This is a genomic window from Rathayibacter sp. AY1F9 (assembly GCF_002932155.1).
GTDB lineage: Bacteria > Actinomycetota > Actinomycetes > Actinomycetales > Microbacteriaceae > Rathayibacter.
Window position 1 is genome coordinate 19,068 of sequence record NZ_PSVA01000010.1, and the last position, 19,415, is coordinate 38,482.

A 19,415-nucleotide genomic window follows, 5' to 3' on the forward strand; every position below is an offset into this window, starting at 1 on the left:
GGCGATCCGCGCACGCGCGGGCTTGCGTCAGCGGCTGCGTGCCGCCTGAAGACCCCAGAGCACGAGCGGGATCTGGAGCGGGAGGCGCAGCAGCGTGATCACCCGGGTCCGAGGCCGACGGGCGTCCCGCGCCATCTGCACGTTGCCGGGGAGGACGGCGGCCATCAGGGCGGCGGAGGCGAGACCGCCGGCCGCGCGGCTCCGCGGGTGCAGCGTCGCGGCCGCGCAGACCAGCTCCGCCGCTCCCGAGACGAGGACCCATCCGCGCGCCGAGCCGGGCATCCCTCGCGGGACCACCGCGTCGAAGGTCCGCGGGTGCACCAGGTGGACGACTCCCGAGACCGCCATCGCCGACACGAGCACGAGCGGGCCCGCGCCCAGGCGGCTCATCGGCCCTCCGCCCCGCGCTCGAGCGGAGCGACGTGGTCGAGGATCCGGCGCCACTCGCGCACGAGCGCCAGCCGGCCGGCTCCGTCGACCGTCACGGTGCGCGCCCGCGCGAGGCGGCCGCGGTACCAGCGGCCGTCCTCGGCGCTCGCCGCCGGGTCCGCGTCGCCGTGGACCAGGAGCGTCTCGGCGGTCACCCGGTCGAGGTCGTCGGCCCAGGAGCCGTCGCGGAGCGCCGCGAGGTCGGTCGCGGCGCCGCTCGGGCCCTGCCGCCAGCCCTCGGCGAGCATCCGCTCCAGCCGGTTGCGCAGTCCGCCGTGGGTGGCGAGCACCGGGTCGTCGGAGTCGATCCCGAGCGCGTCCAGGCCCGGCTGCGTCTGCGGGAGGGCGGCGGCGATCGCGTCGGCGTCCTCCCCGCGGAGGGTCTCGCGCCGCTCCCACGCGCTGGTGGGGTGCACGATCACGCCGGCCTGCGGGGGCGCGGGGGTGCCGACCAGCGCGAGGCGGTCCACGAGGTCGGGGTGCCGGGCCGCGAGCGAGAGCGCGAACGCGCCGCCGGAGCCCCAGCCGACCACGCCGACGCTGCCGAAGCGGGCGCCCTCGACCATGCGGGCGGTGCGCTCGGAGCGGCGCAGGTACTCGGCGAGGTCGTCCGCGCGGTCCTCGACGCGGCCGTGAGCGGCGTCGACCGGGTCCGAGGCGCCGTAGCCGGGGCGGTCGAGGATCAGCAGGTGCAGGCCCCACGGACCGGTGACGGTCGGGTCGGGGTCGAAGCCGCCCGCTCCGGGAGTGGGGTGGCAGAACACCACCAGCCGGTCGGCGACGGGATCGCCCGCCGCCGAGACGCCCATCCCGCGGCCGGACCGCAGCTCGAAACGGTGGTTCGCCATGTCGCCTCCCGGGTGCGCCGAGGGTCGGCGCGTCGCCCCCAGTCAAGCGGAGACGGCGGCCCGCGCGCTGGGCCTTGTGCCGGAGCGGGAGCAGTCGGACGCGTCCGGAGCGGGCGTGCTCGATGCGGGTGGTGCGACCGTCGTCAACCCCGGTGACGCGCCCTCCGCCGTCCGGTGGACTGGACGGTCCCTCGAGGAAGGACCACCCGTGATCCGCACAGCACTGCCCGCGACCGTCGACGACGTGGAGCTCGACCCGGTCGGCGACGACGGCTGGCGGGTCCGCGCCCGCACCGAGGACCCGCGGGAGCCGGAGGCCGTGCTCGGCTTCATCACGCCGGTCGACGGCGGCTTCGAGGCGCACCGCCTCGGGCTGCCGCAGGAGGACGTGACCTGCCCGTCGCTCGAGGACGCCCTTGCGAGGTACGTCGCCGAGGAGCCGCTGCCCGCGTGGATCCGCACCGCCCGGAGGGAACCGCGCACCGGCTTCCTCGGCGAGCGGGAGGTCGTGGTCGGCACCCCCGAGGCCGAGGGGGCGGGCCTCCTGGTCGTGCACGTCGACGGCGAGCTCGCCGGGCACGTCGTCGCGACCACCCCGATCGCCTTCGTCGCCGAGCGCGGCGACCTCCCGCCCCTCGTCGTCGAGTCGATGGACGGGCTCCTCGCGCTCGTCTCGGGACTGCGCCGGTAACCCCTGACCCCCGCGGAGGTCGACCCCCGTGGCAGGCGGCCGGCGGCCGCCCAGCGTGCTGGGAGCGGGTCGGCACCGGCTCCGTTCCGTGCTGCCGCGGATGATCGAGCAGGGGCGGGGCAGCGTGATCACCACTTCCTCCGTCGCCGGGCTCGACGGCGCCCCGGGCCTCAGCCCCTCCGTCGCCTCGAAGCGCGGGGTCGCCGGGCTCACCAGGAGCGCGGCCCTCGAGGTCGCGGGCACCGGCGTCCGGGTCGACTCGGTCCACCCGTCGCCCGTGAACACCCGGATGATGCGCTCGATCGAGGCGGGAGCCGGCGTCGCCGACGCACCGTCCGTTCACCCGATGTCCACGTGACGCCGCGGAGGAGGGGAGCGAGGATGGGGGCGTGTCCCGTCGCCTCCTCCTCCCCGTCGCCGGCGTCCTCGCCGCGGCCCTCGCCGCCGGCGGGCTGACGCTCCTCGTCTGGACGATCGACGAGACGCCGTTCGCACGGCCCGACGCCGGCTTCGACCGTCTGACGAGCGAGGTCGCCGCGGTGCCCGGAGTCTCCCTCGATGGCGCCGAGCGCTGGGTCGAGGCGCCGGCGTTCGGCCCGCCGACCTCCTGGGTCGGGGTCGCGGTCGAGGAGCCGGCGCTCGCCGACGCCCTCGCGACGGCCTGCGCGACCGAGTACGCGGATCCGGTGCTGTGGTCGTTCCGGGCGACGTCCGCAGGCGGGAACACCCTCTCCTTCGCGGGCGCGGAGGAGCCGACCGCCGCGTGCCCCGCTCCCGCTGTCGACGCGTCGGCCCTGCTCGAGCGGATCGACGGCCTCGGCCGCGGCCTGGAGCTGCACGCGTCGCTCCGCGAGGGGGCCTTCGCCCTCGACTCCTTCGAGGACGTCTCCGGCGGGCTGCCCGCGCTGCTCCCGATCGTCCGCGCGGCGGAGGACCTGCGGGACGCTGCGGGCGCGGAGCGGGGCGCCCCGGTCGAGATCTCCGGTCCCTGGGCCGCGATCACCGTCGGTCCCGGCGAGCAGGAGCGGACCGCCGCGCTGCTCACGACCCTCGTCGAGGAGCACGGCGTCACCGCCTACTGGGCGACCGAGGACGGCCTGCGGATCGTCGCGCCCGACGGCGGGCACGCCGCGATCGAGGCCGCCGTGCGCGACTCCGGGCTGCCGGTGGCCGACCGGTCCCTGCGCTTCGAGGCCGACGAGTCCTGACGCCGGGCGGCCGTGAACGGGTGCGGCCTGGCTCAGACCTCGGTGGCGGGTGCTCGACGGGCTCCCCGGCTCACGACGGGAGGCACCTCCAAGACGGGGACTGCACGCTTCATGAACCGGTCGAAGTCCGGAACAGTGAACGCGGCGTACCCGTGCTCGGGAGTGAACAGGAGCCATATCCCGATCAGCTCCGCGCGGACCGATCCGAGCTGAGTGGACGCGCGCTCCAGAAGCGCCGCGACGTCGCCCGCTTTCTGGGGCTCTGGTCCGAGCTCCGCCATGGCTCGCATGTACGCGGTCTGAAGTGGACTCGCCCGATCGAGTCGCACGCGGAAGAAGGAGCTGTCCAGCTTCGCCTCCTAGGCCTCCCTCGCCAATTCGACGTCCTCCCGGTGGATGCGATCGTTCTCAGCCACCGTCCAGACCTGGTAGCCCCGTTCCTGGATGAAAGAGGGGTATCCGCTCGTGATCTCGACTGCGAGCTCAACAGCGTCGTCGTCGTAGACCGCGCCCTCGGCCGCTGCCGGCTCTCGGAGAGCCGCTACCGCTTCGTCGTGATCGAGCGAGTCGATCCGCGGAAAGGTGAAGAGCCGCTCGGCGTACGATCTCGCATCGCCGACCAGCTCGGCGATCTGCGGAGGACCGGCACCGACGAACGTGACGGGGAGGCTCCGCTGCACGGTCTTGTGGATGGCTTGGATGAGCGCTTAGAGCTGCGGTGAGTCGAGGAACTGGACCTCGTCGATGAGCACGACGATCCCCTCGCCCTGCTCGGCCGCCGCTTCACCCACGGCGACGAGGACGTCCGTCAGGTCCAGTCCGAGATCCCGATGATCGGCCACCCCTTCTGCCGGCGGTACACCCCATCCGATGGACCACACGCCGTCCGCTCCGACAGACACCGCGAAGGCGCTCAAGACCGCGGCGGCGTGCCTCCCGCGGTCGGTCCATCTCGCGCCGGGGGACAGGCGGAGGAGTGCCGCCTTGAGCTGGGATGCCAGCACCTGGCGGAACCGGCCCTTGTCGTGCTTGACCGCCTCGAACTCGATCACTTCCCCGTTCTCCTCCTGGGCGATCGTCCGGAAGCTGTTGAGAAGGACCGTCTTTCCGACGCCCCGCAGACCCGTGATGGTCATCGACTGGTTCGTGCGGCCCCGTCGCAGGCGCGTCAGCAGCGTGCGGAACGCCTGGGTCTGCTCGTCTCTGCCGATGAGGATCTCCGGTCGCGCTCCCGCGTTCGGCGTGTAGGGATTGTCGACGGCATCCATACGGGCCGGTTCAGGAGTCTTACTGTGCTTTATCCAGATCGAGTGAAGCGCAGTAAAGCCATCGAACGGCGCCCGTCACGCGCGCCAGGCCGCCAGCTCCTCCGCAGCCGCCAGGACGCGGTGGGTCGGCGAGAGGTCGAGGACGCGCGCGCCTGAGCGCCTGCGAGGCCCGGATCCCGCCTCCTGGACCCGCGACCCAGGGAACGCTGGCAGGATGTACGGGACGGTCGGTGCGCGAGAGCGCGCCGCACGGACGGCACCGCCCGCTGAGAGCGGCCCCGCCCGGCCCCGTCCCGCACACCTCCACCCGCTCCCGACAGCGCTCACAGCGCCGGAGCGACACATCACCGCGGCCCGACCGGGCGCGCGGTCGGACCCTGCGCCGCGCGCCCGCGTCCAGCCACTCCCTCCCGGAAGAACCGCATGAGAAACGCCAGAACCGCCAAGCCCGCCCGCCACCACCTCGAGCTCCCCAAGCCCAAGCCCCTCGAGAAGGGCGCCATGCGGATCACCCCGCTCGGCGGCCTCGGCGAGATCGGCCGCAACATGACCGTCTTCGAGCACAAGGGCAAGCTGCTCATCGTCGACTGCGGCGTCCTCTTCCCCGAGGAGAACCAGCCCGGCATCGACGTGATCCTCCCCGACTTCGCCGCGATCCGCTCGCGCCTGAAGGACATCGAGGCCATCGTCCTCACCCACGGCCACGAGGACCACATCGGCGGCGTGCCCTACCTCCTCAAGGAGCGCGGCGACATCCCGATCATCGCCTCGACCTTCACCCTCGCGCTGATCAGCGCGAAGCTGCAGGAGCACCGCATCACGCCGCGCACGCGCCCGGTGAAGGAGGGCGACCGGATCGACGCCGGCGTCTTCGACCTCGAGTTCCTCGCCGTGAACCACTCCATCCCGGACGGGCTCGCCGTCGCGATCCGCACCGAGGCCGGCCTCGTGCTGCACACGGGCGACTTCAAGATGGACCAGTTCCCGCTCGACGGGCGCACCACCGACCTCCCCGGCTTCGCGCGCCTCGGCGACGAGGGAGTCGACCTGTTCCTGGTCGACTCCACGAACGCCGACGTCCCCGGCTTCGCGATCTCGGAGGGTGACCTCGCCCCCGCGATCGACCAGGTGTTCCGCACCGCGCCGCGCCGCATCGTCGTGTCCAGCTTCGCGAGCCACGTGCACCGCATCCAGCAGGTCCTCGACGCCGCGCAGCGCCACGGCCGCAAGGTCGCCTTCGTCGGCCGCTCGATGGTCCGCAACATGGGCATCGCCGCCGACCTGGGCTACCTCAAGATCCCGGCCGGCCTCGTCGTCGACATGAAGGTGCTCGAGAAGCTCCCCGCGACCGAGATCGTGATGATCTGCACCGGTTCGCAGGGCGAGCCGATGGCGGCGCTCTCGCGCATGGCCAACAAGGACCACATCATCGACATCGGCCCCGGCGACACCGTGCTGCTGGCCAGCTCGCTGATCCCCGGCAACGAGAACGCGATCTACCGGATCATCAACGCCTTCACCCGCTGGGGCGCCACGGTCGTGCACAAGGGCAACGCCAAGGTGCACGTCTCGGGTCACGCCAGCGCGGGCGAGCTCGCCTACTGCTACAACATCCTCCGCCCCACCGCGGTGCTCCCCGTGCACGGCGAGTGGCGCCACCTCACCGCGAACGCGGCGATCGCGACCCGCACCGGGATCGACGAGAAGGACGTCTTCGTCATCGAGGACGGCGTCTCGATCGACCTGGTGAAGGGCCGCTCGCGCATCAGCGGGCGCATCCCGGCCGACCAGATCCTGGTCGACGGCACCACGATGGGCGTCGCCACCGAGGACGCGATGAACGACCGCATCGTCCTCGCCGAGGAGGGGGCCATCACGGTCCTCGCCATCGCCGACCTCGACCGCGGCACGCTCGGCGAGCCGGTCGAGTTCTTCACCCGCGGCTTCGTCGAGGAGCCGGGCTGGAAGGCCAATGCGAGCAAGGCGATCGACGACGCCGTCCTGCAGGCCGCGGGCAAGCCGGTCGAGCTCGAGGCCATGGAGGCGCTGATCACGCGCACCCTCGGCCGCTGGCTGACCCGCCGCCACCGCCGGAACCCGGTCATCACCACCATCGTCGTCGAGGAGTAGGCGCCTTCCACGCCGGCCTCCGCCTCCGCTACCCCCTGCCCCGCGAGGCGCGGGCGGAGCAGAGTGGGAGGGTCGGCAGGTCGCCGACGCGAAGGGAGAGCGCCATGAGCACCGACCGCACCACGGGTGAGGACACCGAGAAGACCGAGGACCTCCCCGACGGCACCGGGACGGACACCTCCTCCGGTGGCGGCGACACCGACACCGTCTCCGGCGGCGAGCCGGACGAGCCCGCCGAGTAGGGCCGTGAACGACGAAGGGCGGGACCGCGAGGTCCCGCCCTTCGTCGATCCGCCGATCAGATCAGCGGGCCGTCGCTCTCGCTCGAGCGGCGGGTGACCTGCTCGCCGCTGGCCGGGTCGACGGCCGAGCGCGTGGTCGAGACGGCCTGGCGGCGGCGCGTCAGCAGGACCAGCCCGAGGATCAGGCCGACCGCTCCGGCCGCCATGAGGATGTAGCCGACCAGCCTCAGGTCGATCCCGGACACCTGCACGTCCACCGCGAAGGCGAGGACCGCGCCGACGACGAGGAGGAAGATCCCTGCTCCGATGCTCATTGCGTGCTCCTTCTGACTGCCGCCGGAGCGCGCGCGGGAAGCGCGCAGGGGCACCGGCGATCGCCCCACGGTAGACCCCGGGTCCGGCGGCCCCCAGGCCTTCCGGCGGGAGCCTCCGGGGGTGTAGGGCGGTGCGGGTCAGCGGTCGGAGACGCGGAGCATCACGCGGGTGCGGTCGGAGCGGGTGACCAGGCCCTCGATCAGGAGGAACACGCGGTACTCGAGCCGGTACTTCGCCAGGAACACGCGGCCCAGGCGCTCGACCTCGCCGGGGTCGGCGTCGATCTCCGCGGCGGCCTCGACCGGCACCGCGTAGTCGGAGACGCGGCCGCGGCGGTCGCACGGGACGAGGGTCACCCGCGCGTCGTTGCGGAGGCGCTTCACCTTGCCGCTGCGGCGGGGAGTGGTGACGATCAGCTCGTCGCCGTCGCGGGCGATCCAGACCGGGGTCGAGACGGCGTCCCCGGACTTCCGGAACGTGGTGAGCGAGACGAAGCGCTCGTCGGCGAGAGCGGTGAGGTCCTGGGAGAGGGGCATGTCCGAAGTAGAGCGGCCGGGAGCGGTCACCGCAAGCCTCCGTGGCACCTCGATCCGCCCCCGTAGGGTGGAGTGATGACCGACGCGACGCCTCTGATCGGCCCGACCGAGGCGCCCGATCTGCACGTGATGACCTACAACATCCGCCGGCGGATGCCGCGCCTCACCTCCCGCGCCGTCGACCAGTGGGACCGGCGCCGCCCGCTCGTCCAGCGGGTGCTGGAGCAGGAGCGCCCCTCGATCCTCGCCGTGCAGGAGGCGCTGCCGGACCAGTCGGCCGCCGTGCACGAGGCGCTGGGCTCCTCCTTCGAGGCGATGGGCTTCGGCCGGGACGCGGACCGCGGCGGCGAGCGCGTGATGCTCTTCGTCGACCGCAGCCGCTACGCCGTCCGGCACTGGACCCAGATCGCCCTCTCGGACACCCCGGACGTCGCCGGCTCGCGCAGCTGGGGCAACCGCATCCCGCGCACCGCCGTGATCGCGGAGCTGACCGATCACGCGACCAGCCGCGAGCTCACCGTGGTCTCGACCCACTTCGACCACATCTCGCGGCGCTCGCGCCAGCGCTCCGCCGAGCTGATCGCCCGCCGCGTCCTCGAGCTCGGACGCCCCGCGATCGTGATGGGCGACACCAACACCGACGTCGACACCGTCCCCTACCGGACGATCCTCGAGGAGGGCCGCCTCGCGGACGCGTGGGAGACGGCGGAGAAGCACCTCACCCACTCGTGGAGCACCTTCTCGAACTACCGCCCGCCGGCGCCGGGCAAGCGGATCGACTGGCTGCTCGTCAGCGAGGGCGCGTTCGAGGTCGTCTCCGCGGGGATCAACGCCGTCCGCTACGGGGGAGCGGCGCCCTCCGACCACGAGCCGGTCCAGGCCGTGCTGCGCTTCACGAACCCGTGAGCGGCTCCGCCCTCGTCGAGACCTTCTTGGTGCCCCCGCGCACCCGCGGGGAGTGGACGGCCGACGGCATCCGCGCGATCGGGGCGGCGAGCATCGTGGCGGCCGCGATCGGCTGGGACCTGGTCGACGTGGCGGTGCTCGCGCTCGCGGCGATCGGGCTGGTGCTGCCGCGCTTCCTCGGCATCCGTCCGGCGCTCGACGCCCTCTTCGGGCTCGCGCTGCTCGTGGCGTCCTGGAGCAGCGTCCTCGGCCTCTACGAGGCCTGGCCGCAGTGGGACCTGGTCGTGCACTGCGTGCTCAACGGGCTGATCGCCGCGGTGGCCTACATCGTCGCCGCGCGGGCCGGAGTCGTGCCTGCCGTCGCGGGCGATCGCGGGCCGCTGCTCCCGGCGGTCGTGCTCTGCGCCTGCTTCGGGACGACGGCGGGTGTCCTGTGGGAGTGGGGCGAGTGGGCGGGGCACCGCTTCATCGACTCCTCGATCTTCGTCGGCTACGAGGACACGCTCGGCGACCTCGCCGCAGGTGCGCTGGGCTCGATCCTCGCCGGCGCGCTGATGCGCTTCTGGTCCGCGAAGTCCCGGGTGGTCGGACCGGGCGCCTCGCGCGGCGTCGGAGGTGCGGCGTAGCCTGTCCCGCATGTGCGGCCGCTTCGCGATGGACTCCGAGACCGATGAGCTGATCCGCGAGTTCGTCGCCGCGGGCGGGCGCGCCGAGGACTGGGCGCCCGACTACAGCGTCGCTCCCACCGACGTCGCGCCGATCGTCCGCGAGCGGCTCCACGACGGCGAGCGGGAGCGCGAGCTGGAGCTCGCGTCCTGGGGCTTCACCCCGTCCTGGTCGAAGGGCAGGGGGCCCTCGCCGATCAACGCGCGCCTCGAGTCGGTCGCGACGAACGGCCTGTTCCGCGGGGCGTTCGCCAAGCAGCGCGCGATCGTCCCGATGCGCGGGTACTACGAGTGGGAGACCCGCGCCGACGGCAAGCAGCCCTGGTTCCTGCAGGGCGAGGAGCCGATCCTCGCCGCGGCCGGCCTCTACACGGCCCGCAAGGAGGGCGACGACTGGCGCGTCTCCTTCACGATCATCACCCGCGAGGCGCGCGACGCCTCCGGCGAAGTGCACGACCGGATGCCCGTGTTCCTCACGCCCGACGTGCGCGACGCCTGGCTCGACCCGGCTCCGCTCGCCTCCGCCGAGGAGATGCTCGCCACCCTCGACCGGGCGTCCGTCGCGATGGCCTCGACCGTCACGGCCCACCCGGTCGACCGCCGCGTGAACAACTCCCGCACCGTCGACCGCCGCGACCCGGGCCTGCTGACGCCGGTCGCCTGAGGCCGTTCGCTCGGAAGGCGCGGGACGATCCGCGCGATCTGCGGAACCCCCCGGGCGAGGGCGGACGACGGGTGGTGGGTGGACCGGAGAGCACGGGAGGGGCGGAGCCGCGGCCCCGCCCCTCCCGGGCGTCCTACTTCGTGCCGGCGTGACCCGGGAACGGCTTGCCGTTCAGCGAGACCTCGTCGGGGTCGACCTCGACGTCGCCCACGTCGTCCGGGCCGCCCGTGCCGGGCACGGCCTTCACCTCGGCCGAGCCGGAGACCTCGGTGCGGCTCTCCGCCGGATCCGAGTCCTGCTTGGCCTCGGTCTCGCGCTCGCTGCCGGGCGACTCCGAGATGTCCTTCTCGATGGTCTCGCTCTCGGAGGAGGTGGCGGGAGCCGCCCCGTCCGGCTTGCCGATGGTCGAGCCCTGGTCGTCCTGCTCCGTGCGGTCCTGGTCCATGTCGTCGCCTTTCGTCGGGACCTCCGACGCTACGTCGGGGCGCGCGCGGGGGCACCCGCTTGACAGCCCGGCCGGGGGAGGGCGGCGTGCAGGGTCGACGTACTACCCTGGGTCGACGGTCGCACCGGGGGGCGCGGCACACCCGCCGCCGACCGCGAGGAGGACCCGTGGCATCCCACCGGACAGGCGACACCCGCATCGTCGGGACGACGGTCGACGGCCGGTACACGATCGAGGAGCTCATCGGCCGCGGCGGCATGGCCACGGTCTACCGGGCGAGAGACGGCGTCCTCGGCCGCTCCGTCGCGCTGAAGATGTTCGCCCCCGGCATCGACGACGCCCAGGACCTGCAGCGCAAGGCGTCCGAGATCCGGCTGCTCGCGGCGCTCAACCACCCCGCCCTCGTCACCCTCTACGACGCGCACGACGGCGGCGACGACACCAACGGCCAGGCCTACATGGTGATGGAGCTCGCCGAGGGCCCGAGCCTGTCCGAGCGGCTCGCCGAGGGCCCGGTCGCGCCGAACGACGTCGCCTCGATGGCGGGCGACCTCGGCGAGGCCCTGCACACGGTCCACGCGGCCGGAGTCGTGCACCGCGACGTGAAGCCGTCGAACGTGCTGCTCGTCCCGAGCCCGCTGACCAGCCGCGAGTTCCGCCCGAAGCTGGCCGACTTCGGCATCGCCTCCCTCATCGACGCGACGCGGATCACCGCGCCCGGCACCCTCATCGGCACCGCCGCCTACCTCAGCCCCGAGCAGGCGCACGGCGACCCGGTCACCTCGGCGAGCGACATCTACTCCCTCGGCCTGGTGCTCCTGGAGTCGCTGACCGGCCGCCGCCCGTTCACGGGCTCGGCGATCGAGGTCACGCTCGCCCGCCTGCTCCGCGACCCCGAGGTCTCGGAGTCGCTCGGCAGCGGCTGGACCTCGCTCCTGACCTCGATGACGCGGCGCGAGCCCGGCGAGCGTCCCGCCGCGCTGCAGGTGGCGGAGTCGGCACGCCGCCTGATCGATCCGCGGCGCGACTCCCCGCCGGCGGCCATCGTCGTCCCCGACGTCCCCGCCACCCGGGTGATGTCGACGGAGCCGCTCGCCGAGACCGAGCCGATCACGCGGACGGAGGCGCTCGACCCGACCCGCCGGCTCGCGGCCGACGCCTACCCGGCCACGGAGGCGATCGCTCCGACGCAGCGCGTCACCGCGACCGAGCGGATCGCTCCGGCACCGCGGATCGCTCCGGCACCGCAGACCGCTCCGGCGCCGCGCACGGCTCCGCTCCGCCCCGCGGCCGCCCCTCCGCAGCGCCGCGGCCCGAGCCCGTGGCTGATCGTGCTGGTGCTCGCGCTGGTCGCGGTCGCCGTCGGGCTCGCGATCATCCTGATCGACGGTCCCCAGTCGCCTCTGCCGCAGGTGGACGGCGAGCTGGGCGACCACCTCCGTCAGCTGCGCGAGAGCATCCGCTCGTGAGGGGCCTCAGACTGCGCGCCGCCGGCGCCGTGCTCGCCTCGGTCCTGCTGCTGAGCGGATGCTCCTCCGCGCCGCAGGGCATCGATGAGGGCACCGCCCAGACCCTCGACGACGCGGTGGTGGCCGTCGCCGAGAAGGCCTCGGCCGACGACTACCAGGGCGCTCTCACCGAGCTCGCCTCGCTGCAGTCGGCGCTCGACGCCGCGCTCGCCGAGGACTCCGTCAGCTCCGACCGCGCAGCGACGGTGCAGGCGCAGGTCGACGTCGTCCGCGCCGACCTCGAGGCCCTGATCGCGGGAGCCCCGGAGCCGGCTCCGGCCGAGACGACCGCCCCGGCTCCCGAGGAGACGACCCCGGTCGAGGAGGAGCCGGAGGACACGCCGGCCCCCGTCGAGACCGAGGACGACCCCGCCCCCTCGCCCGAGGAGTCGGAGCCGGAGGAGACGCCGACCGAGCCGGAGGAGCCCGCGGAGGAGACCCCGGCCGCTCCCGGCGACGACGCTCCGGGGAACAGCGGCGACGCTCCGGGGAACAGCGGGGACGCTCCGGGGAACAGCGGCGACGCACCCGGCAACAGCGGGAACGCTCCCGGCAACGGCAACGGCAACGGCAACGGCAACGGCAACGGCAACGGCCCGGGCGCTCGCGGTGCGGCGACCGGCGTCGGCGCCCCCGCGGGCAGCGGTGCCGCACCCGGGGCCGCGAAGGGCCCCGGCGGCCGCTAGAGCGCTATTCCTGGGTCGAGAGCACGGCGAACGCGGCGTCGAGCTCGACGTCCACGTCCGTGCCGTCCTCGCGGGTGACCTCCACCTCGAAGGCGTGGTCGGCGTCGTCGCTGCGCTCGGCCTCGGTGACGGTCCCGGAGCCGACGGCGCCCAGCGCCGCCTCGCTCGCGCGGGCGAGGTCGTCGCCGGTGAGGTCGTCCGGGTCCACGGCGGCGGCGGTCGGGTCGCCGGCAGGCACGCCGTCGTCGTCGGAGCCGGCCTGGAGGGCGCGGTCGTCGGGGTCGACGGACAGGACGGCGAAGGAGTCGTCGAGGCGCACCTCGTACTCGAGGCCGGCGCGGTCGGTCAGGTCCAGCTCGTAGCCGGTGGCGCCGTCGTCGTCGCGCTCGGCCGAGGTGACGGTCCCGCCGCCGATCTCGGCGAGCGCTGCCTCGCTCGCGCGGTCCAGGTCGCTGCCGATGAGGGAGTCGGATCCCTCGAAGCCGTCGGTCGCGGCGTAGGCGATGCCCGTCCCGGCTCCGATCAGCACGACCGCTCCGGCGATCCCGGCGATGATCTTCGTCTTCTTCTGCACGATGGCTCCGTCCCGGCGCCGCTCGTCGACGCCTCCAGCACTCTCGCGGTCGGGCGCTGAAGCGAGCCTGAAGCGCCCGCTCAGCGGACGAGCGGCACCCGTACCTCGACCCGGGCGCCGCCCAGCGCCGAGTCGCCGACGACGACCCGTCCGCCGTGGGCCCGGGCGATCCCGGCGACGATCGCCAGGCCGAGGCCCGAGCCTCCGGCGTCGCGCGCCCGGCCCTCGTCGAGGCGAACGAAGCGCTCGAGCACCCGCTCGCGCTCCGCCGCCGGGATCCCCGGCCCGTCGTCGTCCACCGCGAGCACCGCCTCCGCTCCGTCGATCCGGGTCGAGAGCGCCAGCTGCGAGGAGCGGTGCCGCACCGCGTTGTCGACCAGGTTCCGCAGCGCCCGCGAGAGCAGGGCCTCGTCGGCCACCGCCTGCACGGGCGAGATCCCGCTCGCGTCGACCCGGGCTCCGGAGTCGCGCAGGCGCCGCACCTCGCCGAGGGCGAGGTCGTCGAGGTCCACGGGAGCCGCCGCCACGGCCAGGCGCGCCTCGTCCGCCCGGGCGAGCAGCAGCAGGCCCTCGATCAGCCCGCCGAGCCGCACCGACTCCTCCGCGACCGTCCTCGCCAGCCGGGCGGAGTCGAGCCGGTCCGGGTGCGCGAGCGCCACCTCCGCGGACTGACGCAGCGCCGCGACGGGGGAGCGCAGCTCGTGCGAGGCGTCCGAGACGAAGCGCCGCTGCCGCTCCTGCCCGCTCTGCAGCCGATCGAGCATCCGGTTGAGGGTGTGCGCCAGCCGGTCGACCTCGTCGCCGGAGCCGGGAGCGGCGATCCGGCGGTCCAGGGCGGAGGAGGTGACCGCCTCGGCCTCCGCGCGCATCCGCTCCACGGGGCGCAGCGCCCGGCCGACGACGACGGCGCACACCACCGCCACCAGCGCGATCAGCAGTGGGACGGCGACCGCGAGCAGCCCGATCGTCGTGGACACCGCCTCCTCGCGGCCCTCGTCGGGCACGCCGACCACGACGAGGGAGTCGTCGTCGAGCTCGCGGGCGGCGACCACCACCGCCCCCTCGTCGTCCACGTCGACCGTGACCGGGTCGTCGCTCTCGGCCAGCGCGAGCGGAGGGAGGTCCTCCGCGTCCTCGCCCGCGGCGGTCACCCGCCCGTCGACCACGAGCTGGACCAGTCCCTCCGAGCCGCGGACGGCCTCCGGGCCGCCCTGCTCGACCAGCGCCGCGACCCGCTCCGCCTCGGCGTCGGCGGCGGAGGCGGCGCTCGAGGCGAGCACGGAGGAGAGGACCAGGACGAAGAGCACGCTCCCGAGGAGCGCGGCGGCGGCCACCACGGCGGTCGCGGCCGCGGTGATGCGGGTCCGCAGGCTCCGGCGGCTCACCCGGCCACCAGCGTGTAGCCCGCCCCGCGCCGGGTGCGGAGGGTGTCGCGGCCGAAGGGCCGGTCGATCTTGTTGCGCAGGGTGCGGACGTAGACCTCGACGATGTTCGGGTCGCCGTCGTAGTCGAAGTCCCAGACGGCTCCGAGGACGTCGCGTTTGGAGACGACCTCGCCCGCCCGCGAGACGAAGTACTCGAGGACGCTGAACTCGCGCGCGGTCAGCGGCACGGCGACTCCGCCCCGCTCGACGGTCCGGGACGCCGGATCCAGCACGAGATCGCCGACGACGCGCACCGTGGGCCGCTCGGCGGCTCCGCGGCGGATGAGGGCGCGCAGCCGCGCGACGAGCACCGGGAACGAGAACGGCTTGGTGAGGTAGTCGTCGGCGCCGGTGTCGAGGGCCTCGACCTGGTCGAGGTCGCCGTCCTTCGCGGTGAGCATCAGGATCGGGGTCCAGTCCTCGGCGGCGCGCAGCCGCTCGCAGACGCGGAAGCCGCTGACGTCCGGGAGCATCAGGTCGAGGACGATGGCGGCGTAGTCGGCCTCCTGCGCGTACCAGAGGGCGTCGGTGCCGGTGGTGGCGGTGTCCACGGCGAAGCCCTCGGCCTCCAGGCCCGTCTCGAGGGCGCGGAGCAGGTTGATCTCGTCGTCGACGACCAGGATGCGGATGGCGGCCTCCCCGGGCTCGGCGCGCGGGGCCCCGCGCGAGCCCAGGCTAGCCGCGGCCCCGCTGAAGCCCGCCTGAAGGGCCGGCGGACCACCGCGTCCCGCCGAGGCGCCGGCTCCCCGCCGGGACACCGGCCGGAGCGCGGTGTCCCGGCGGGACGCGCGGCGCCCGGGCGCGGGTCACTCGTCGCGGTCGGTGTACTCGCCCTCGCCCTCGGCGGAGGTGCCCGCGGCGCTGGTGTCGACGTAGCTGCCCTTGTCGGCGGTGCTCTGCTCGTTGACCGAGGTGTCGACGTAGCTGCCCTCGGCCTCGCCGGCGGTGTGCGAGACGCCCTCCGTCGAGGTGTACTCGCCGCCTTCGGTGTCCTCGGTGCTCGTGCCCTCGGCGACGTGACGGCCGTGGCCGGCGGTGTGCTCGTCGTGACCCTCGTGGTGGTCGTGGTGCTCGTGACCCTCGTGGTGCTCGTTGTCGTGGTCGTGGTGGGCCATGGCGGCCTCCTCGCTTCGTCGCGTCGGTGCGCGGTCGGATCCGCCGCGCTCGCTCCGAGACTTCTGCATCGGGGGCGGGGGTGCAAGACGTGGCGGCTGCACATCCGTGCCGCGCAACTCCTACCGGCGCCGGATCCGTCCGCCTAGCCTCCGAGGATGAGCAGACCCCCTCGCACCCGCTGGAGCGTCATCGGCCAGCTCGGCCCTGCCTTCGACGACGGCGGTCCGATGCTGCTGGTCGAGGCCCGATCGGCGTTCGGGCGCCGCCCGATGCACCGCGCCAAGGCGCAGCTGCTGCTGTCGGCGCTCCGCCACCGCGCCCGCGAGCTCGGGGACCGCGCCGAGTACGTCCGCTCCGAGACCTTCGGCGAGGCCCTCGCCGGGCGCGACGACCTCGAGGTGATCGACCCGCCGACCCGCGGCGGCCGCCGCCTCGCCCGCAGGCTCGGCATGAGCGTCCTGCCCAGCCGCGGCTTCATCACGGCCGAGGAGGACTTCCGCGAGTGGGCGCTCTCCCGCTCGGGCAAGCGCCTGCTGCTGGAGGACTTCTACCGGTGGAGCCGCGAGCGCACCGGCGTGCTGATGCGCGGCGACCAGCCCGAGGGCGGCCGCTGGAACTACGACCACGACAACCGCCAGCCTCCGCCCAAGGGCGCCTCCCGGCTCGGCCTGCCGGACCCGTGGTGGCCGGAGGAGGACGACATCGACGAGGAGGTGCGCGCCGACCTCGCGCGCTGGGAGGCCGAGGGGGCGGTCCGCCTGGTCGGCGCCGACGGTCCGCGCCGCTTCGCCGCGACGCCCGCCGAGGCAGAGGCGGCGCTCGCCGACTTCGTGTCGTCGCGGCTGGGCGACTTCGGGACCTACGAGGACGCGATGCTCTCGGGCGACTGGACGATGGCGCACTCGCTGCTCAGCGCCCCGATGAACCTCGGCGTGCTCGATCCGCGGACGGTCGTCGAGGCGGCCGAGGCGGAGTACGCCGCCGGGGGCGCGCCGATCGCGGCGACGGAGGGGTTCATCCGCCAGATCCTCGGCTGGCGCGACTACGTCTGGAACCTGTTCTGGCACCTCGGGCCGGAGTACCGGAACCGCAGCCGCGCGCTCGGCGCCTCCACGCCGCTGCCCGCCGGGCTGCTCGCGCTCGACCCGAGCGGCATCGAGGCGAACTGCCTGCACGAGACGCTCGACGACGTGCACCGGCACGGCTGGGCGCACCACATCCAGCGCCTGATGGTGCTCGGCAACTGGGGACTGCAGCGGGGGTGGGATCCGGCGGAGCTCAACGACTGGTTCGTGGACGTCTTCGTCGACGGCACGGAGTGGGTGATGCCGGCGAACGTGATCGGGATGTCCCAGCACGCCGACGGCGGCGTCGTCGCGACGAAGCCGTACGCCTCGGGCGGCGCCTACATCAACCGGATGTCCGACTACTGCGGCGGCTGCCGCTTCGACCCGAAGGTGCGCCTGGGCGAGAACGCCTGCCCGGTGACCGCCGGGTACTGGGCCTTCCTCGACCGGGCCGAGCCCGTTCTCCGCGGCAACCACCGGATGGCGCAGCCCCTCGCGGGCCTGCGCCGCCTCGCGGACCGCGAAGCGGTGGTCGACCAGGAGCGCCTGCGCGAGACGTACTGACGCGGGGCCGGCGGCGCGCCCGCCGCTACTCCGCGCGCACGAAGCGCGACACGGTGACCGCGACCGTCACCGCGGTCGTCCCCTCCACCGCCGCGAGCCGCGCGTCCAGCGCCTCGGGATCCACGTGGTGGGCACTCGGCCCCATCAGCACCTCGGCTCGCAGCTCGTCGACGCTCATGAGCACCGTCGTGTCCAGCTCGATGCGCTCCCCGAGCGCGAACCCCGCCAGCTGCTCGTCGAGCCGCTCCGCCTTGCCGGCGTCGATGCCCAGCATCCCGAACCGCTCGCGGATCTCGTGCAGGTGCCTCTCGCGCGGAGTGACGACGACGGCGACGCCGCCCGGACGGAGCACCCGCCGCATCTCCGGGGCGTTCCGCGGCGCGAAGACGGTGAGCAGCGCGTCGGCGGAGGCGTCGGCCAGCGGGAGGGGCTGCCAGAGGTCCGCGGTCGCGATCGCCGCCCGGGGGTGCGCGCGGGCGGCGCGGCGGGCGGCCGGGGCCGAGAGGTCCAGGCCCAGCCCGTCCGCCGCCGGATGCGCCTCGAGCACGGCCGCGAGGTACGCCCCGGTGCCGCAGCCCAGGTCGACCACGAGCCGTGCGCCGGCGGGGACGGCCGCGGCGACCGCGTCCTGGATCACCCGGTAGTGGCCGGAGCCGAGCAGGTCGGCGCGGGCCTGCACCATCGCCGCGGTGTCGCCCGAGGTCGCGTGCCTCCCGCGCAGGAGCGAGGCGTAGCCCTGGCGCGCGAGGTCGGAGCTGTGCCCGAGGGGGCAGCGGAGCGAGGAGGGGCGGGGCAGCGCATCGGGGGCGAGCGCGCCGCCGCAGACCGGGCAGGCGAGGGCGGGCAGCACCGTCGATCCGGGTCGGGCGGCCGGATCGAACGCGCTCACTCCGCTCCGGGCGCGCGCGCCCGCATGGCGGTGACCGCCGCGTTCAGCGTCGCGATGGTCGGCACCGCGAACAGCGCCCCGGCGAGCCCGGCCACCTCGAGCCCGGTCGCGACTCCGAGCACCACGGCGAGCGGATGCACCTTCACGGCGGTCCCGAGGATGAGCGGCTGCAGCACGTGCCCCTCGAGCAGGTGCACCAGGATCACGACGCCGACCATCACCAGCGCGGCGACGGGCCCGCTGAACAGCAGCGCGACCAGCGCGGCGAGCGCACCGGTCACGATCGCGCCGAGGATCGGGACGAACGAGCCGAGGAACACCACGATCGCGATCGGCACGACGAGCGGCAGCTGCAGCGCGAGCGCGCCGATGCCGATGCCGACGGCGTTGATCCCGGCGACGCCGAGCTGCGCGATCACGAACTGGCTGAGGGTCCGCCAGCCGGCGGCGCCGCCGCGCTCCATCGCCGGCCGGGCGCGGCGGGGGAGGAGGCGGAGGAACCAGTGCCAGATCCGGCGGCCGTCGAGGAGCAGGAAGATCAGCGAGAACAGGGTGAGGAGGGTTCCGGCGAAGACCTCGGCCAGCTGGGAGCCGACGGCGAGGGCCCCGGATGCGATCGTCGACGCCTGCGCGTCGGCCCAGTCGACCGCGCGCTGCGCCCAGTCCGAGAGCTGGACATCCGAGAACGACAGCGGCGGGCTCCGCAGCCACGCCTCGACGCCGTCGACCGCGTCGAGAGCGCGCTGCCCCACTCCGCTGAAGCCGGAGCGCGACTGCACGATCACCAGCCCGACGAGGCCGGTCAGCAGGAGGAGCATCAGGACGATCGAGACCAGGACCGCGAGCGGGCGGGGGAGCCGCAGGCGCTCGAGCCGGTTCCGCAGCGGGGTGAGGAGCGCGGTGAGCAGCAGCGCGATCAGCACCGGCACGACGATCACGGGCAGCAGCGAGACGAGGCGCACGAGGAGGTAGAGGAGCCCGGCGACGGCGAGGAAGCGCCACGACCAGGCGGCGGCGATCCGCATCCCGGTCGAGACGTCGCCCGAGGCGTCGTCCGGCGAGTCCGAGGGGGCCGGAGCCGTGACCGCAGCCGGGGGAGCGGCGGCCGCAGGCGGACTCGCCGCCGTGCCGTGCCGCTCGTCGCGCGCTCGCCGTCCCCGCATGACCCCTCCGATCCTCTCGCAGTGTACGGCGGAGCGGCCGTCCGGGACCGGGAGGGAGCCCGGGGGCGCCCCGCCTG

Annotated in this window: 25 protein-coding genes; 11 read left to right on the top strand and 14 right to left on the bottom strand. The window is 74.3% G+C overall.

From position 1 onward, the window contains the following. Positions 1-27: 27 nt before the first annotated feature. Positions 28-390, bottom strand: a complete 363-nt coding sequence (locus C5C37_RS08315; protein ID WP_104338782.1) for a hypothetical protein — start codon at positions 388-390, stop codon at positions 28-30. Next, a complete protein-coding gene (locus C5C37_RS08320; RefSeq protein WP_104338783.1) occupies positions 387-1,277 on the bottom strand; it encodes an alpha/beta fold hydrolase in 891 nt (296 codons plus the stop codon). The genes C5C37_RS08315 and C5C37_RS08320 overlap by 4 nt, the downstream gene beginning before the upstream one ends. Before the next feature lie 208 nt (positions 1,278-1,485). Here C5C37_RS08320 and C5C37_RS08325 point away from each other — a divergent pair, with 208 nt between their 5' ends. The 3 genes from C5C37_RS08325 (at position 1,486) to C5C37_RS08335 (ending at position 3,176) form a co-directional block, all read left to right on the top strand. Continuing rightward, the gene (locus C5C37_RS08325) at positions 1,486-1,968 is read left to right on the top strand and encodes a hypothetical protein (RefSeq protein WP_104338784.1); all 483 of its coding nucleotides are present in this window, start codon (positions 1,486-1,488) and stop codon (positions 1,966-1,968) included. Positions 1,969-2,056: 88 nt separating this feature from the next. Continuing rightward, positions 2,057-2,326, top strand: coding sequence for an SDR family NAD(P)-dependent oxidoreductase (locus C5C37_RS08330; RefSeq protein ID WP_258064113.1), 270 nt, complete (start codon positions 2,057-2,059; stop codon positions 2,324-2,326). 31 nt (positions 2,327-2,357) lie between these two features. Beyond that, positions 2,358-3,176 carry a hypothetical protein gene (locus tag C5C37_RS08335; protein WP_104323656.1) on the top strand — a complete coding sequence of 273 codons (819 nt, stop codon included), beginning with the start codon at positions 2,358-2,360 and terminating at the stop codon, positions 3,174-3,176. A 32-nt stretch (positions 3,177-3,208) separates the two neighbouring features. On the opposite strand, the gene C5C37_RS17860 is transcribed toward C5C37_RS08335, so the two are convergent. From C5C37_RS17860 to C5C37_RS17870, 3 genes are all read right to left on the bottom strand, one after another. Next, a complete protein-coding gene (locus tag C5C37_RS17860; protein WP_258068640.1) occupies positions 3,209-3,457 on the bottom strand; it encodes a hypothetical protein in 249 nt (82 codons plus the stop codon). Between the two features lie 78 nt (positions 3,458-3,535). Beyond that, positions 3,536-3,856, bottom strand: a complete 321-nt coding sequence (locus C5C37_RS17865) for a hypothetical protein (RefSeq protein ID WP_258074078.1) — start codon at positions 3,854-3,856, stop codon at positions 3,536-3,538. 27 nt (positions 3,857-3,883) lie between these two features. Next, a complete protein-coding gene (locus C5C37_RS17870; protein ID WP_258068643.1) occupies positions 3,884-4,444 on the bottom strand; it encodes an ATP-binding protein in 561 nt (186 codons plus the stop codon). A 423-nt stretch (positions 4,445-4,867) separates the two neighbouring features. Here C5C37_RS17870 and C5C37_RS08345 point away from each other — a divergent pair, with 423 nt between their 5' ends. Together C5C37_RS08345 and C5C37_RS17465 are read left to right on the top strand one after the other, a co-directional pair. Beyond that, the gene (locus C5C37_RS08345; RefSeq protein WP_104222925.1) at positions 4,868-6,574 is read left to right on the top strand and encodes a ribonuclease J; all 1,707 of its coding nucleotides are present in this window, start codon (positions 4,868-4,870) and stop codon (positions 6,572-6,574) included. Positions 6,575-6,678: 104 nt separating this feature from the next. Further along, the gene (locus C5C37_RS17465) at positions 6,679-6,816 is read left to right on the top strand and encodes a hypothetical protein (RefSeq protein WP_159940924.1); all 138 of its coding nucleotides are present in this window, start codon (positions 6,679-6,681) and stop codon (positions 6,814-6,816) included. A 56-nt stretch (positions 6,817-6,872) separates the two neighbouring features. On the opposite strand, the gene C5C37_RS08350 is transcribed toward C5C37_RS17465, so the two are convergent. Further along, on the bottom strand, positions 6,873-7,130 hold the full coding sequence (locus C5C37_RS08350) for a DUF6458 family protein (protein WP_104262774.1): 258 nt from the start codon (positions 7,128-7,130) through the stop codon (positions 6,873-6,875). Positions 7,131-7,268: 138 nt separating this feature from the next. Further along, positions 7,269-7,667: a PPOX class F420-dependent oxidoreductase gene (locus tag C5C37_RS08355; protein ID WP_104338785.1), complete on the bottom strand. Its 399-nt coding sequence runs from the start codon at positions 7,665-7,667 to the stop codon at positions 7,269-7,271. Positions 7,668-7,742: 75 nt separating this feature from the next. On the opposite strand from C5C37_RS08355, the gene C5C37_RS08360 reads away from it, so the two are divergent. Genes C5C37_RS08360 through C5C37_RS08370 form a run of 3 tightly spaced genes read left to right on the top strand, consistent with a single transcriptional unit; the run spans position 7,743 to position 9,902 of the window. Beyond that, on the top strand, positions 7,743-8,573 hold the full coding sequence (locus C5C37_RS08360) for an endonuclease/exonuclease/phosphatase family protein (protein ID WP_104262773.1): 831 nt from the start codon (positions 7,743-7,745) through the stop codon (positions 8,571-8,573). Continuing rightward, positions 8,570-9,199 (top strand): hypothetical protein, encoded by a 630-nt coding sequence (locus C5C37_RS08365; RefSeq protein WP_104262772.1) that lies wholly within the window; start codon positions 8,570-8,572, stop codon positions 9,197-9,199. Before C5C37_RS08360 ends, C5C37_RS08365 begins: the two co-directional genes overlap by 4 nt. A gap of 10 nt (positions 9,200-9,209) precedes the next feature. Next, complete coding sequence (locus C5C37_RS08370; protein WP_104226115.1) at positions 9,210-9,902, top strand: SOS response-associated peptidase; 693 nt, start codon at positions 9,210-9,212, stop codon at positions 9,900-9,902. 133 nt (positions 9,903-10,035) lie between these two features. Here the strand turns inward: C5C37_RS08370 and C5C37_RS08375 are convergent, their stop codons facing one another. Then, a complete protein-coding gene (locus tag C5C37_RS08375; protein ID WP_104222919.1) occupies positions 10,036-10,347 on the bottom strand; it encodes a hypothetical protein in 312 nt (103 codons plus the stop codon). A gap of 167 nt (positions 10,348-10,514) precedes the next feature. On the opposite strand from C5C37_RS08375, the gene C5C37_RS08380 reads away from it, so the two are divergent. Together C5C37_RS08380 and C5C37_RS08385 are read left to right on the top strand one after the other, a co-directional pair. After that, the gene (locus tag C5C37_RS08380; protein WP_104338786.1) at positions 10,515-11,816 is read left to right on the top strand and encodes a serine/threonine-protein kinase; all 1,302 of its coding nucleotides are present in this window, start codon (positions 10,515-10,517) and stop codon (positions 11,814-11,816) included. Then, positions 11,813-12,541, top strand: coding sequence for a hypothetical protein (locus C5C37_RS08385; protein ID WP_104338787.1), 729 nt, complete (start codon positions 11,813-11,815; stop codon positions 12,539-12,541). Before C5C37_RS08380 ends, C5C37_RS08385 begins: the two co-directional genes overlap by 4 nt. 4 nt (positions 12,542-12,545) lie before the next feature. Here C5C37_RS08385 and C5C37_RS08390 read toward each other — a convergent pair whose 3' ends face one another. From C5C37_RS08390 to C5C37_RS17470, 4 genes are all read right to left on the bottom strand, one after another. Further along, positions 12,546-13,115, bottom strand: coding sequence for a PepSY domain-containing protein (locus C5C37_RS08390; protein WP_104338788.1), 570 nt, complete (start codon positions 13,113-13,115; stop codon positions 12,546-12,548). An 80-nt stretch (positions 13,116-13,195) separates the two neighbouring features. Next, the gene (locus tag C5C37_RS08395) at positions 13,196-14,500 is read right to left on the bottom strand and encodes a cell wall metabolism sensor histidine kinase WalK (RefSeq protein WP_104338789.1); all 1,305 of its coding nucleotides are present in this window, start codon (positions 14,498-14,500) and stop codon (positions 13,196-13,198) included. Further along, positions 14,497-15,168, bottom strand: coding sequence for a response regulator transcription factor (locus tag C5C37_RS08400; RefSeq protein ID WP_104249963.1), 672 nt, complete (start codon positions 15,166-15,168; stop codon positions 14,497-14,499). Before C5C37_RS08400 ends, C5C37_RS08395 begins: the two co-directional genes overlap by 4 nt. Positions 15,169-15,345: 177 nt before the next feature. Beyond that, positions 15,346-15,654 (bottom strand): hypothetical protein, encoded by a 309-nt coding sequence (locus C5C37_RS17470; protein WP_181027115.1) that lies wholly within the window; start codon positions 15,652-15,654, stop codon positions 15,346-15,348. A gap of 156 nt (positions 15,655-15,810) precedes the next feature. Between C5C37_RS17470 and C5C37_RS08410 the strand changes: the two genes are divergently transcribed. Next, positions 15,811-17,286, top strand: a complete 1,476-nt coding sequence (locus C5C37_RS08410; protein WP_104258008.1) for a cryptochrome/photolyase family protein — start codon at positions 15,811-15,813, stop codon at positions 17,284-17,286. Positions 17,287-17,311: 25 nt separating this feature from the next. Here C5C37_RS08410 and C5C37_RS08415 read toward each other — a convergent pair whose 3' ends face one another. Beyond that, positions 17,312-18,136 (bottom strand): methyltransferase domain-containing protein, encoded by an 825-nt coding sequence (locus C5C37_RS08415; RefSeq protein WP_374954043.1) that lies wholly within the window; start codon positions 18,134-18,136, stop codon positions 17,312-17,314. A 35-nt stretch (positions 18,137-18,171) separates the two neighbouring features. Beyond that, the gene (locus tag C5C37_RS08420) at positions 18,172-19,338 is read right to left on the bottom strand and encodes an AI-2E family transporter (RefSeq protein WP_104226121.1); all 1,167 of its coding nucleotides are present in this window, start codon (positions 19,336-19,338) and stop codon (positions 18,172-18,174) included. Positions 19,339-19,415: the final 77 nt, after the last annotated feature.

What these genes read in the sequence shown, in the direction of transcription:
- C5C37_RS08320 (WP_104338783.1), bottom strand. Translation starts at nt 1,277, where the DNA reads ATGGCGAACCACCGTTTCGAGCTGCGGTCCGGCCGCGGGATGGGCGTC.
- C5C37_RS08350 (WP_104262774.1), bottom strand. Translation starts at nt 7,130, where the DNA reads ATGAGCATCGGAGCAGGGATCTTCCTCCTCGTCGTCGGCGCGGTCCTC.
- C5C37_RS17870 (WP_258068643.1), bottom strand. Translation starts at nt 4,444, where the DNA reads ATGGATGCCGTCGACAATCCCTACACGCCGAACGCGGGAGCGCGACCG.
- C5C37_RS08420 (WP_104226121.1), bottom strand. Translation starts at nt 19,338, where the DNA reads ATGCGGGGACGGCGAGCGCGCGACGAGCGGCACGGCACGGCGGCGAGT.
- C5C37_RS17470 (WP_181027115.1), bottom strand. Translation starts at nt 15,654, where the DNA reads ATGGCCCACCACGACCACGACAACGAGCACCACGAGGGTCACGAGCAC.
- C5C37_RS08360 (WP_104262773.1), top strand. Translation starts at nt 7,743, where the DNA reads ATGACCGACGCGACGCCTCTGATCGGCCCGACCGAGGCGCCCGATCTG.
- C5C37_RS08410 (WP_104258008.1), top strand. Translation starts at nt 15,811, where the DNA reads ATGAGCAGACCCCCTCGCACCCGCTGGAGCGTCATCGGCCAGCTCGGC.
- C5C37_RS08315 (WP_104338782.1), bottom strand. Translation starts at nt 390, where the DNA reads ATGAGCCGCCTGGGCGCGGGCCCGCTCGTGCTCGTGTCGGCGATGGCG.
- C5C37_RS08345 (WP_104222925.1), top strand. Translation starts at nt 4,868, where the DNA reads ATGAGAAACGCCAGAACCGCCAAGCCCGCCCGCCACCACCTCGAGCTC.
- C5C37_RS17465 (WP_159940924.1), top strand. Translation starts at nt 6,679, where the DNA reads ATGAGCACCGACCGCACCACGGGTGAGGACACCGAGAAGACCGAGGAC.
- C5C37_RS08355 (WP_104338785.1), bottom strand. Translation starts at nt 7,667, where the DNA reads ATGCCCCTCTCCCAGGACCTCACCGCTCTCGCCGACGAGCGCTTCGTC.
- C5C37_RS08370 (WP_104226115.1), top strand. Translation starts at nt 9,210, where the DNA reads ATGTGCGGCCGCTTCGCGATGGACTCCGAGACCGATGAGCTGATCCGC.
- C5C37_RS08375 (WP_104222919.1), bottom strand. Translation starts at nt 10,347, where the DNA reads ATGGACCAGGACCGCACGGAGCAGGACGACCAGGGCTCGACCATCGGC.
- C5C37_RS17860 (WP_258068640.1), bottom strand. Translation starts at nt 3,457, where the DNA reads ATGGCGGAGCTCGGACCAGAGCCCCAGAAAGCGGGCGACGTCGCGGCG.